Source organism: Acinetobacter pengchengensis (assembly GCF_982235305.1).
Genome location: NZ_CEVATJ010000001.1, coordinates 715,596 through 728,558 on the forward strand (window position 1 = coordinate 715,596; position 12,963 = coordinate 728,558).

Genomic DNA, 12,963 nt, shown 5'->3' on the forward strand with positions numbered 1-12,963 from the left:
TGCTTAATAAAAATATAACAAAATACTACGCAGATGTATCAGTTTGGTGAACAGTATCTTGTTTACAATGTAAACGTGTGTATATTGCAAACTATATCAAGACCTATCTCTCAGATTTTAAAAGGATAGGTTGAATCCAATAAAGGGACAGACTATGAGTCAAGAAGAAAAGTTACCAAAAATTTTAATTGTTGAAGATGATGAACGTCTTGCACGACTTACGCAGGAATACTTAATTCGTAATGGTTTAGAAGTTGGGGTAGAACCAGATGGCAACCGCGCGATTCGCCGTATTATTGCCGAGCAACCAGATCTTGTGGTGCTCGATGTGATGTTACCAGGCGCCGATGGTTTAACCATTTGTCGTGAAGTTCGTCCACATTATCATCAACCGATTTTAATGCTGACTGCGCGTACTGAAGATATGGATCAGGTGCTAGGTTTGGAAATGGGTGCCGATGACTATGTTGCAAAACCTGTGCAGCCGCGCGTATTGTTGGCGCGTATTCGTGCTTTATTACGCCGTACCGACAAAGTGACTGAAGATGAAGTCGCACAGCGCATTGAATTTGATGATTTAGTGATTGATAACGGCGGCCGTTCTGTGACTTTAAATGGTGAGTTGGTTGACTTTACCAGCGCTGAATATGACTTATTGTGGTTGTTGGCTTCAAATGCAGGACGCATTCTTTCTCGCGAAGACATTTTTGAACGCTTACGTGGTATTGAATATGACGGTCAAGACCGTTCAATTGATGTGCGTATTTCGCGTATTCGTCCAAAAATTGGTGATGATCCTGAAAATCCAAAACGTATTAAAACTGTGCGCAGTAAAGGTTATTTGTTCGTTAAAGAAACCAACGGCATGTAATACGCATTTTTACTGAGTCAAATAATACTGACTCAAATATAAAATAAGTCACATAGGACAGGTTTTGTGCTTAAACACAGTATATTTTTGCGCATATATGCAGGATTGGTGATCTTAGTTGCAGTAGTTGCCATTTTGGCGTACTTATTGGTGCAAATCATCAACTATCAGCGTGCGCAAGAATATCGTGAGTCTTTAACTGATGGTATGGCTTATATTATTAGTGAAGGGATTGCACGACAGCAAAACGAACAGCAAAAGAAAGACTGGATTTCTGACGCATCCGATTTGCTGGAATTGCCCATCTATTATGTGCAGGCAGACAAAGTAGATTTGTCGCGCGCAGAGCTTAGACGGATTAAAGAACGTAAAGCCGCTGTGCGCTATGATGCCGAAAATATGATTGCCTATATTATTTTGGGCATGAAAGATGATCCAAGTCATTATTTATATATCAAGGCAGATAAAATCACAGAACGGCAAATGAAAGCATTGCCGATTTTTGTTTTAGATTATTTGGTGTATTACCCTGGTCAGGAAAAAGAATATCTGGCCAAAATTCAGCAGCACTTTTCTTATCCAGTCAATATTAAAAATATTCAGGAACTTCCACTCGATTCAGAGCAGATTGGTCGTTTAAGACTCGATCACAGCATTATTTTATATCGTGATAATGCCACTGTGCGTGGTACAACTATCTCGATTGTGTCACCGATGCCAAACTCCCCCTCAGAAGTTTTGGTTTTAGGGCCTGTACCGTTATTTAACTGGATGCCATTCCAGTTGGCAGCAGGCATTACCTTGCTCAGTATGTTTATGTTGAGTTTAGGGGTTTACGGACTGATCTTGCCTATGCAGCGTAAGATTCGCCAAGTGAACTATGCCTTAGATCGTACTAAATCGGGCGATTTAAACATGCGTTTGCCTGTAGATGGTAGAGATGAAATGGCAAGTTTAGCATCGAGTTATAACAGCATGTCCGACCATATTCAGCGTTTGATTGAGGCGCAGCGTGAACTGATGCGTGCGGTATCGCATGAACTGCGCACGCCTGTGGCACGTATCCGTTTTGGTATGGAAATGTTGGCAGAAGAAGATGATTATGAATACCGCTTACAGCAAGTCGAAATGATTGATAAAGATATCGAGGCTTTAAACACCTTGATTGATGAGATCATGACCTATGCCAAGCTTGAACAGGGCATGCCATCTTTAGAGATTGAAAAAATTGTTTTGGTTGAAGTGCTAGAGCAGGTGGTAACGGAAACCGAAGCGCTGAAAACTCAAAAAGATATTCAGTTGCTTGCACCACCTGTAACGTTGGAAGTGGAAGCTGAACGCCGTTACCTGCACCGTGTGGTACAGAATTTGGTGGGCAATGCAGTCCGTTACTGTGATCATAAAATTTTGATTAGTGGCGGCATTAACGAGCAAGGCATGGCCTATGTTTGTGTGGAAGATGATGGGCCAGGGATTCCTGAACAAGACCGTGCACGTGTATTTGAAGCTTTTGCCCGTTTAGATGACAGCCGTACTCGTGCTTCAGGTGGTTACGGTTTAGGGTTATCTATTGTGAGCCGCATTGCTTATTGGTTTGGTGGGAAAGTTGAAGTCGATCAGAGTCCGAACTTGGGCGGTGCACGTTTTACGATGGTTTGGCCGGCCAAACGGTTTCGAAAGTCAAGAAAAAAAGCCGCAGCAGAGAAAGAAAAAACTACCGATTCATTGACTTGATTTGAGTGCAACAAAACTAATTTCAGGCATAAAAAAACCAGTGCAGTTCAAGGCACTGGTTTTTTATCGTTTTTTAAATATCTAAGCTGATCAATTTACAGCTTAGTGCGATTCTTTATATTTCTGATCGGCCTGTTCAAAACGGTCTGTCACTTCATGACTTGGTGCTTTGCCCAATAAACTCACCACCACAATCGCAGTCCAAGAACACACAAAACCTGGAATAATTTCATAAATACCTGTATCTGCCCAAAGGTTTTTCCAAAGTATCACCATTAGTGCGCCAACAACCATCCCTGCCAATGCACCATTTAAAGTCATGCGTTTCCAGAACAAAGACAGAATAATCAGCGGGCCAAATGCTGCACCGAAGCCTGCCCAAGCATAAGAAACCAATCCCAAGACTTTCGATTCAGGATTGCCTGCCATCCAAATAGCAAGCAGTGCAATCATGAGAACCATGCCACGTCCGACCCAGACCAATTCATTTTGTGAAGCGTTTTTGCGCAGGAAAGATTTGTAAAAATCTTCAGTTAAAGTACTTGAGCAGACCAAAAGTTGACAGCTTAGGGTACTCATCACAGCAGCTAAAATTGCAGCCAGTACTACACCTGCTACCCACGGATTAAACAAAATTTTGGTCAGTTCCATAAATACTGTTTCAGGGTTGGCATTGACCACACCTGCCAGTTCAGGATGTTGTTGGAAGTAGGCGATACCAAAAAAGCCTGCAGCCACCGCACCGCCTAAACATAATGTCATCCATGTCATACCAATACGACGTGCATTCGGAATAGACTTGACTGAATCAACCGCCATAAAACGCACTAAAATATGTGGCTGTCCAAAATAGCCTAATCCCCATGCCATGAGTGAAATGATCGCGACCCAGCTTAAATCACCGACTAAATTCAGTGCCTGCGGACGAGCTGCTTCTAAAGCAAGTGTAACTTGGCTGAGGTCAGAAAAGCTGAGCAGGGTAATGATTGGGGTTAGCAAGAGCGCAAAAATCATCAAGCCAGCCTGAATGGTGTCCGTCCAACTGACTGCCAAGAAACCACCAATAAATACATAGCTAATGGTCGCGATGGCACTAATCCACAATGCAGTGCTGTAAGGCAAATCAAACATACTTTCAAATAAGCGCGCCCCAGCGACCATGCCCGAAGCACAATAAATTGCAAAGAAAACTAGAATTACGCAGGCAGATACAATCCTTAAGATTTTTCTTTGATCATTAAAACGATTTGAAAAATAATCAGGCAAAGTCAGTGCATTGTGCTGTACTTCGGTGTGTACCCGTAAACGAGCTGCCACCAAAAGCCAGTTTAACCATGCGCCAATAATCAGACCAATCGCAATCCAAATTTCAGACAAACCTGAAAGATAAATGGCGCCGGGCAAGCCCATCAGCAACCAACCACTCATATCGGATGCGCCTGCAGAAAGTGCGGTAACAAAACTGCCAAGACGACGACCACCTAAAATGTAGTCCGAGAAATTTCGAGTCGCGCGATAAGCCAATAAACCAATCACAATCATGGCGACAATATAAAACAGGAAAGTAATAATGGTGGGGTTGAGTGCGCTCATATAGTATCCATTTGGGTTTTGGACAGTCGATTAAAATACAGACCGCTGCTAGACGTGAGTCACTCAATTTTGTGAGTGCAGACTTCTCATTTGCGGTGTTGATTTCATCAATAAACGCGAAATTTAACCATACATTAAAAAATATTTCAGATTTTTTTCTGCATACGCATAAAAATAGGCAGCTTGAAAGCTGCCTATCATCTTGATGTTTATCTGATTTGCTTAAGGATTATTACGCCCCATAACACCACGAATGGTATTCAAGACATCTGCAGGTAAGACCACAGTTTTGGCATTGTTAGATTTAGCCATATCTTGCATGGCTTTCACGTATTGCTCACCCAATAAGTACGCTACAGGAATTTCTTTATCACCCACCGCAGAGCTGACCATTTCAATGGCACGTTGTGAAGATTCTGCCAATACTACTTGCGCTTCTGCATCACGACGCGAAGCTTCTAAACGACCATCGGCTTCTAAAATAGCCGCTTGTTTTTCACCATCAGCTTTGGTTACGGTAGCACGACGCTGACGTTCTGCTGCAGCTTGTTCTTCCATCGCTGCTTGCATGGTGTGTGATGGTTTAATATCCTGAATTTCTACTGTTTTAAGAGTAATCCCCCAGTCTGAAATATCATCAGAAATGGCTGCTTTGAGCTTGGCTTTAATGTGATCACGTGAAGACAAGGCATCATCCAAATCCATTTCACCTACAATAGAACGCAATGAGGTTTGAACCAGGTTTTGAATTGCCCAAGTATAGTTTTCAATACCATACACTGCTTTTTCAGGAGTCGTGAGGTTAATGTACGCAACCGCATTCATAAGAAGAACTGCGTTGTCACGGGTGATGACTTCCTGAGATGGAATATCTAACACAATATCTTTGGTGGTGACTTTATAGGCCACTTCATCGACATAAGGAATGACGAAGTTGAGTCCCGGTGCAAGTGTGGTGTGGTATTTACCCAGACGTTGCACAATCCATTTATAACCTTGCGGAACAATTCGCACGCCTTTAAAAATCGTAATTCCAACAAAGGCTAAAATCGCTAAAACAATAATAGATCCACCAGACATTTTAATTTCTCACTTTTTCGTTGTCATGTGCGCTGTGATGCGGCTGCACCACTAAATCATTTCCCAAAATATCAATCACGCGAATCCGATCTCCCACTTGCACAGGGCTCGTGGTGCGGCAGTTCCATTCGTCTGAACCAAGTACAGGCATGGGGAAACGGACTTTAATTTGATCATGTTCCAAGTTGGTTTGAATGACCATACCAATTTGTCCAATGGTGGCTTCGCGTGATAAGCCTGCTTTGGTTTTATCGGTAGATAAGGGTTTTATAAATTTAAACCACGCCAAGGTACACAGTACCGACAAGATAATCCACATCACCAATTGGGTAGTGGTGCCCATCATGGGGAACATCCAGTATAAAATACCGACCATGATTGCCCCAATGCCAAACCATAAAGCGGCAAACGCAGGCAAGAGCAGTTCTGAAAGCATTAACAAAACGCCTAGTACAAACCAGTGCCAAGGTTCAAGAACGAATTCCATACATCTACTCGCGTATTTTTTACGATTGGTTGATTCTAGTTGCTTAGAGAAACGCATCGACTTAAAAGATGCGCTCTCTTCACTTTAACAGATCAATAAGTTTATGAATATTAAAAAAATCACTGAATCCTAAAATTTCGGACGCGGTGCAGGTTTCAGCGCGGCAGGTGATTTTTTAAAGTTGGTGATGGCTTGCTGAATTGCTTTGACCTGTAATTGGGCGGCTTTTTCACCTTCTAAAATGGTTTGGTTACTGGCTTTTAAATCCAGTGTGCCAATATGTCCAACTTTCGGTTGAATCACGATATTGGCTTGTGCCAATTCCTGATGAATACTTTGCTGCCCCATAATGTTTAAAGTTTGATCGAGTAAGCCCCACATGCTGACAGGTTGATTGCCTGTAGGACGCGCAGAAATATCTACCGCAATGACTAAATCGGCGCCCATCGCTTTAGCCGTTTGTACGGGAATCGGGCTGACCAAGCCACCATCAACATATTGCGTTCCGCCAATGGTGGCAGGCACAAAAACATTCGGAATACTGCAAGAGGCGCGTACAGCTTGACCTGCATTACCTTTAATAAAGTCGGCTTTACGTCCATTATCTAAACGTGTGGCAACGGCAGCAAAACGAATTGGAAATTTTTCAATTGGTTTATTCGCCACGTGTTGATTGACGAAGTCTTGTAACTTTTGACCTGCAATAAAACCCTGACGGTTTAAGGTTAAATCACGAATGTCGGATTCTTTAAAGGTCAGGGCAATATGTTGGAGCTGATAAGGACTTTTTCCGCTGGCATATAAACTGCCGACAAAGCTGCCTGCACTGGTGCCTGTGACAATTTTGGGTTTAATCCCGTGAGACTCTAAAACTTTAATGACGCCAATATGTGCAAAACCTTTAGCACCACCGCCACCCAGCGCCAGTGCAATTACAGGTTCACGTGCTTGGATAGGTGTGGTGCTTGGCGGTGTTTTTGTTGTTTTGTCGCAGCCAGCCAAAGTTAGAGCTAGTACGCCCACTAAAGAATAACGAATCAGTTGCATATCAAATCTAAATTTAGATCAAAGAATATTGCGCCCATCTGAACAAAAAATAGAAACTTTGACTAGCCCTTTTTCAAAAGCTTTTGTAACGGTTTTGCCAACCAATGTGGATTTTTAGCCGAAAACTTGCCGTGATATTGCGTATAAATTGCATCTAAATCTTGAGCATAATCGCCCGTAGGATGAAACACGCCCAAAATATGAATGGTTTTGTGTGCATAATCAAAAGAGAACATCACAATTGGGATATTGGCGCCGTAGGCAATATGGTAAAAGCCACTGCGGATATTTTCGGCTTGTTTACGTGTGCCTTCGGGCGCCATGCCAATCCAGATTTTTTCTTTTTTTCGTATAATCTCGATAATATCTTGGGTATGACCTTGTGGAGAATGTCGCACCACAGGAATCACCCCAATCCAGTTTAACAGTGGCTTGAGCGGGGTTTTAAATAAAGTGTGCTTACCAAAAATAGTAATTTGAATACCTAAACCGAGTAGGGCGGTAAAACCATGCCACGCATCAATATTTGAAGTATGCGGAGAAATAATGGCGACTGCTTTGGGCAAGTTAGGAAATTCGCCCACCATTTGCCAGCCTTGCGCCAAAAAGATATTTTTAAATAAAGCACGGCTGCTGGCTGTTCCACGTTGTGGAACTTGGTCGGGTAACTGTGGAAATTGCCGTGCACTGCGTGCAAAAGGATTGCTGAGTTTCATGAATGCGATGTCATCCTGACGTGCGTGATTAACAACAAGAAAGATCCAATATCATGACGCATGAATCTAAATCTATTCAAGATATTAGACTTTCGCTTTGTCTGATTCATTGGCAAAATAGTCAAAATCTGAATGTGAAAGTGATGAAAAATAACAATCCATTATTCAAAATTTTAGTATAGCACTGCGCTATTTTGATCTTTTGCCCATATTTAAATTGAGAAACCATGCCCAATTTGCGCCGAACCTATTTGTTGTTATTTTCTCTGTATTGGGCGCAGGGCTTGCCTGTTGGTTTTATGACCCATGCCTTGCCTGTGATTTTACGTGCGCAAGGAGTGTCTTTGGCACACATTGGCGGTTTCGGTTTGTTAATGCTGCCGTGGTCAATTAAAGTATTTTGGGCGCCATTGGTGGATCGCTTTGGATATTCATATTTGGGGCATTATCGTAGCTGGATTTTGCCGTGCCAATGGCTGAGTGTTTTGGTGCTGATCGGGCTGTCCTTTTTACCGATTGAGTCTTTAAATCATCCTATCTATTTGTGGGTGTTTTTTGTGGCTTTGCTCAGTATGAATTTGGTCGGTGCAACCCAAGATATTGCCACCGATGGTTTGGCTGTCAATATTTTACAAGCCAAACAGCAACATTGGGGCAATACTTTTCAGGTGGTTGGTTCACGACTGGGCTTTATTGTGGGTGGTGGTGCAATTCTGTGGGCATTGGATTGGCTAGACTGGCAAAAAATCTTTCTGATTTTAGCGACATTGGTGTTTTTAAATACCTTACCCATTTTAATGTTTAAAGAGCCACAACATGCGGCTAAACAAGTGCTTGTTCAAGCTCAAAGCAAAATGTCATTTCCCGCACGCCTTGCTGCGATTCGTGAATATCTGCGCTATTTTGTGGAAACGCCTGTGCTGTACGCATGGCTGTGGGTGTTACTCAGCTTTAAAATTGCCGATGGTTTGGCTGGTCCTTTATTAAAGCCTTTAATGGTGGATTTAGGCTTAAGCTTTGCTCAAATTGGCATTTACGTGACCATGTTGGGGGCAATGGCCGCTTTGTTGGGTGCAGGCATCGCAGGGTTGATGCTGAAATGGTGGTCTAGAGCGTATGCCCTCATCATTTTTTCTGTGCTTAAAATTTTGAGTTTAGCGGCCTATGCTTATTTGGCGGGCTTATATGAACAGCAAGTTGATGTGGGACACTGGCTGATTTATAGCATTAATGCTGCGGAAGATTTGTGCTCTGCCATGTTACTTGTGGTGATGCTAACCTTGATTATGCAGTACAGCCGTAAACAATATGCAGGGACTGATTTTACATTTCAGGTTGCGATTATGGCGACTGTGAGCGGGGTACTCTATACCCTGAGTGGAATCTTAGGCGATGCTTTAGGCTACGCGAATTACTTGCTGTTGATTTGTATTGTTGCGATTTTTTGCCTTGTCCCGATTTGGAAATGGGCAAAGCTTGCGAAAAGTGTTCAATCATCAGCACTTGAATAAGAAGGTAGATCATCAAGACAGGATGACAGACCTAAACCACGTTAAAAAGTCATTGAGCGGAAAAAATAAAAGCGACCTTTAAAGAGTCGCTGGAGTATAAAAGGTATCCACATTGAAGCGAATACCGATCTCGTTTTTGTATTTTCAAAAATTATTATTTGCGCTTTGAGTGCTTCACTTCGGCAGCGTAGGCAGTATAACTTTGAATTATGACAATCCTGCGACAATTTAAGTCGCATAGAGGTGTGTTGCAGCTAAAATCAACATACTCTAGCTGCGATATGCAGTATTGATTGCCAGTGTCCATTGTTGGTGATTACAACGCGGACAGGCTTCATTGGCGTGTTCAAGTAAACGAACATGCCCACAATACATGCAGGCATAATATGTGTTTGGAGTTGTGCGGTACACGGGTTGGCAAGCTTTAGGAAATAAGGGTAAACCATAGCGTGTGGCACCGTCATGAAAAAATAACATGCTGAATTTACCATCACTTTCTAGTAAACCGACACGTACTTGTCCCAAATGCTCCACACCTTGTTGGCGCATTTCGGCAAAGAATTCATCATGCGACATTTTGCCGTATTTAATTTTTTCTAAGACCAGTTCGCCATTTTCTACAATATACAGCGATTTACCCTCAATCAAATCTTCAAAGGGTTGGTATTTCATCATGAGCCATGTGGTCAGGCGATACATTGCAATCACTACTGTCATCACCACCAAGGCGTGTACCAAAGGTAAATCTTCAGTGAACATGGGGTCGCCCGCAATAGAACCGAGCGATAAAATAATGGCCAATTCAAAAATAGAAAGCTGGCGTACTCCGCGTTTCCCTGTAAGTCGCAAAAATAGAATAATCATGCTAAACATGAGTGCCGCACGAATCATTAATTCAGCAACAAATGTCCATGTGGTGTCGTGAATAAAGATGGTGAACCAATCCATAGATTGTCTATTTTGTTATTTTGATGCTTGATACTATGCTTAAATTGGGTGGGTAAAATAGTGGTTTTGAGTAAAGAACTGAAATTATTTGAGTGGTTTAGGAAAGTAAAAAACAGTTATATTGTCTAAAAACGGCTTTGTTGCACAAAGATTTCATAACTATATGATTTTAAAAGTTTTGATTACTCTTTGATCCAAAATTAAATTTATTTAAATCAGATGCTTACATATTTATGCAACAAAGCCCTTTCTCGCCTTAAACACATCATCAGGCGCTTTCGCGACAAAACCTTCATTGCCTAGTTTAGTGGCAATTTGGTCATGTTGCTTATAAACCTTATGAAGGTCTTTTTATAATTAAAATCAATTGATAAAATTTATATGTATAGGACTTACGCACTATCATTTATAGATTCTCTGTGGTAGCAGATGATTTTTATCGAGAATAAAGTCATCAATGAAGTCTTTGATGATTGGTCTAAATAATTTCTTCTGCCAACGATATACATTTTCAAAGATCCCCTCAAACTGGTTCTTTTGTATCTCGACGTAGGCCATCAAGGCTGAAAAAATATGATTCAAAATCAGTTTAGATCGTCTTACTTGAAACTTTTCAATATGACAAACCTGTTTAATCACTCGGTGATATTGTTCTATTTTCCAATGACTTGAATGTAATTCATGAAAACCATCAAAGGACAATAAATCATCTTCATCTTGATGCACAATATAAAACCTCTGCTGTTCTTTTAACTGAGTCTTAAATAATTGTACAAAGCCAAAATCTTTGAGCCAGACCACTTGACCCTGATGGAAATCTGGCAATAAACGCAGTTGAAACCATTGTCCTTTTTCTGGGGAAACCTTACGGTTACAGTCGATACCAAACATAAATCGAATACCATATTTTCTTATGGTTTTTAGATTTCCAGTCGATGAATACCAACTATCACCTGTAATAAATTGAATCTTTGCACCCCAACTGAGTACTTCACTTAACATATCCATAAAGTAATCATTCTTGGTTTTACTTTCAGATTTGTCATAAATTCGGAAATTAATTGGAATATTTTGACCATTTTGATCTGTCGCATACAAGGTAATGAGATTAATACCCTTGACGGATCGGTGGTGTTTGCCTGACCAAAAATAGCTAACTAAGTCCATATGTTGACTATATGGTTTATCTAAAACAGTATCATCAATACTGACTATAAGTTTATTATTATCAATATGTTGAATTGCTTCTTGATATAGGTCGTGAGGTGTGTAGTCTTCACGCTCTAGAAAGCGATTTACACTATCATGCGAGATATTATAAGTCTCGGCAAGTTGTGTGCAGCTAATAGAGTTCGGTTCTGTCATGAGAAAGCCCATATAAATGGGTAGAGTACAAGTTGCTGTAGAAGCATTTTTAATTCGTCTGATCACAGATACTTTATAAAGTATTTTAATACTTTTTTGAATCCGTCAATGCGTAAGTCCTAATGTATCAAATAAACGCAGTCCTTTCGATCAAATATAGTTTTTTCATCAACAACAATTAATTTTTCTCTGAATTCTTTTGATAGGTGAGTGTAATGTTGGTTAGCAGATCTTACAGATTCATTTTCTAAAAAAACCATAAATTTTAGATATTCATTGGTATCAAACTTGGACTTAGTTTTTCCATAAAGAAGATTATTTAAATCTTTAGTTATACCGTTGCGTTGGGCTGATCCGTATTTTTTACCAGCATTAATTGGAATATTACATTTAACTTCAGCTATCAATTTTACGATTTCGTCTGAAACAATATCATAGCCATTAGTACTGGGTTTTGTTGATAAAATTTCATTCATGATTTTTTCTTCTGATTCTTGAGAAAGATTAAATTTCTTTGTAATCCAATTAACAAATGAAATTGTTATTTTCATGGTTAATAAGTTATTGATATCAGAGAGAGCTATTTTTAAAGAAATAATTTTTTCACTATCAAGGGCTTTGTTGCATAAAGGTTTGAAAGGCTGAGTTCCCTTAAGCTACTCAAATTTAAGAGACAACTTGGGTATGAGGGCGACCTAATTCTGTGAATTTATTCAAGACTGCCATGCGTGCATGGATCTCATTCACCTGACTTGGAAAACTCCGCGCTGTTAATTTATCGCCTAATAATTTGATGCAATGCATCTTGGTTTCAACCAAACTTCGACGGTGATAACCAGACCACTTTTTCCAAAGCGATCTGCCTAGCCGTTTGACTGTCTTTAATAATTCGTTCCGCTCTATAGACCTCGCTTGCTGATCCTTCCAAGGCTTTGCATTCTTTCTAGGTGGAATGATCGCATGTGCATCTCGATCTAAAATGACTTGTCGGCAGTGCTTTGTGTCATAAGCACCATCTGTATAAACAGAATCAATTGGTTCATCCAAGGGAATTTGAGCAAGTAAATCTTCGAGTACTTGAGAATCACTGACATTATTTGTGGTGAGTTGTACTGCACGTATTTGCAGGGTTTTAGCATCTATAGCAATGTGAAGCTTACGCCATTGGCGACGATATTCAGCCCCATGTTTCTTGCGTTTCCATTCACCTTCACCAAGAAACTTCAAACCAGTAGAGTCTACGAGTAGATGCAGTCCATCACTACTTTTTTGATAGCTAATCGCAATATCAATATGCTTTTGTCTACGACAAAGGGTGGAATAATCCGGAGCTGTCCAATCTAATCCAGAGAGTTTAATCAGACTTTGAACAAAACCTGTGACCATACGTAAAGAGAGTCGGAATAGTAATTTGATCATTAAGCAGCATTGAATCGCTGTATCGGAGTAGGTTTGATTTCGACCTTGCTTGCCTTGTGATTGTGCATACCACTGAGTCTTTGGATCAAACCAAATGGAAATATTACCTCGGTTAATTAAGGCTCGGTTATAGGATGACCAATTGGTTGTACGGTAGATTTTAGAGGCAGGCTTATTCATTTTGAAATTATA

Annotated in this window: 12 protein-coding genes and 1 pseudogene; 3 read left to right on the forward strand and 10 right to left on the reverse strand. The window is 40.7% G+C overall.

All coding sequences use genetic code 11. The features are described from left to right. Positions 1 to 154 precede the first annotated feature (154 nt). Both bfmR and bfmS read left to right on the forward strand, forming a co-directional pair. Entirely contained in the window at positions 155 to 871 is a 717-nt protein-coding gene (bfmR, locus tag AC0T5Z_RS03500) for a response regulator transcription factor BfmR (RefSeq protein ID WP_096902057.1), read from the forward strand. Between the two features lie 66 nt (positions 872 to 937). Then, complete coding sequence (bfmS, locus tag AC0T5Z_RS03505) at positions 938 to 2,605, forward strand: sensor histidine kinase BfmS (protein WP_435337671.1); 1,668 nt, start codon at positions 938 to 940, stop codon at positions 2,603 to 2,605. A gap of 102 nt (positions 2,606 to 2,707) precedes the next feature. Here bfmS and putP read toward each other — a convergent pair whose 3' ends face one another. The 5 genes from putP to AC0T5Z_RS03530 all read right to left on the reverse strand — a co-directional run bounded on the left by putP (position 2,708) and on the right by AC0T5Z_RS03530 (position 7,528). Next, positions 2,708 to 4,198 (reverse strand): sodium/proline symporter PutP, encoded by a 1,491-nt coding sequence (gene putP, locus AC0T5Z_RS03510; RefSeq protein WP_435337670.1) that lies wholly within the window; start codon positions 4,196 to 4,198, stop codon positions 2,708 to 2,710. A gap of 222 nt (positions 4,199 to 4,420) precedes the next feature. Next, the gene (locus AC0T5Z_RS03515; protein ID WP_004972306.1) at positions 4,421 to 5,278 is read right to left on the reverse strand and encodes an SPFH domain-containing protein; all 858 of its coding nucleotides are present in this window, start codon (positions 5,276 to 5,278) and stop codon (positions 4,421 to 4,423) included. Between the two features lies 1 nt (position 5,279). After that, positions 5,280 to 5,765 (reverse strand): NfeD family protein, encoded by a 486-nt coding sequence (locus tag AC0T5Z_RS03520; RefSeq protein WP_019837036.1) that lies wholly within the window; start codon positions 5,763 to 5,765, stop codon positions 5,280 to 5,282. Positions 5,766 to 5,894: 129 nt separating this feature from the next. Next, positions 5,895 to 6,812: a patatin-like phospholipase family protein gene (locus AC0T5Z_RS03525; RefSeq protein ID WP_291338812.1), complete on the reverse strand. Its 918-nt coding sequence runs from the start codon at positions 6,810 to 6,812 to the stop codon at positions 5,895 to 5,897. A gap of 62 nt (positions 6,813 to 6,874) precedes the next feature. Then, on the reverse strand, positions 6,875 to 7,528 hold the full coding sequence (locus AC0T5Z_RS03530) for a 1-acyl-sn-glycerol-3-phosphate acyltransferase (protein WP_291338811.1): 654 nt from the start codon (positions 7,526 to 7,528) through the stop codon (positions 6,875 to 6,877). 227 nt (positions 7,529 to 7,755) lie between these two features. Here AC0T5Z_RS03530 and AC0T5Z_RS03535 point away from each other — a divergent pair, with 227 nt between their 5' ends. After that, positions 7,756 to 9,039, forward strand: a complete 1,284-nt coding sequence (locus tag AC0T5Z_RS03535) for an MFS transporter (RefSeq protein ID WP_435337669.1) — start codon at positions 7,756 to 7,758, stop codon at positions 9,037 to 9,039. Positions 9,040 to 9,309: 270 nt separating this feature from the next. On the opposite strand, the gene AC0T5Z_RS03540 is transcribed toward AC0T5Z_RS03535, so the two are convergent. The 5 genes and pseudogenes from AC0T5Z_RS03540 to AC0T5Z_RS03560 all read right to left on the reverse strand — a co-directional run bounded on the left by AC0T5Z_RS03540 (position 9,310) and on the right by AC0T5Z_RS03560 (position 12,951). Beyond that, positions 9,310 to 9,987 (reverse strand): YetF domain-containing protein, encoded by a 678-nt coding sequence (locus tag AC0T5Z_RS03540; protein ID WP_435337668.1) that lies wholly within the window; start codon positions 9,985 to 9,987, stop codon positions 9,310 to 9,312. 231 nt (positions 9,988 to 10,218) lie between these two features. After that, positions 10,219 to 10,338 (reverse strand): annotated as a pseudogene (locus AC0T5Z_RS03545) (hypothetical protein); the annotation flags it as partial. A 51-nt stretch (positions 10,339 to 10,389) separates the two neighbouring features. Further along, complete coding sequence (locus AC0T5Z_RS03550) at positions 10,390 to 11,418, reverse strand: IS701-like element ISAba11 family transposase (RefSeq protein ID WP_473786262.1); 1,029 nt, start codon at positions 11,416 to 11,418, stop codon at positions 10,390 to 10,392. Positions 11,419 to 11,471: 53 nt separating this feature from the next. Continuing rightward, positions 11,472 to 11,903, reverse strand: a complete 432-nt coding sequence (locus tag AC0T5Z_RS03555) for a hypothetical protein (RefSeq protein WP_435337361.1) — start codon at positions 11,901 to 11,903, stop codon at positions 11,472 to 11,474. 115 nt (positions 11,904 to 12,018) lie between these two features. Next, positions 12,019 to 12,951 (reverse strand): IS5 family transposase, encoded by a 933-nt coding sequence (locus tag AC0T5Z_RS03560; protein ID WP_005103080.1) that lies wholly within the window; start codon positions 12,949 to 12,951, stop codon positions 12,019 to 12,021. Between the last annotated feature and the right edge of the window lie 12 nt (positions 12,952 to 12,963).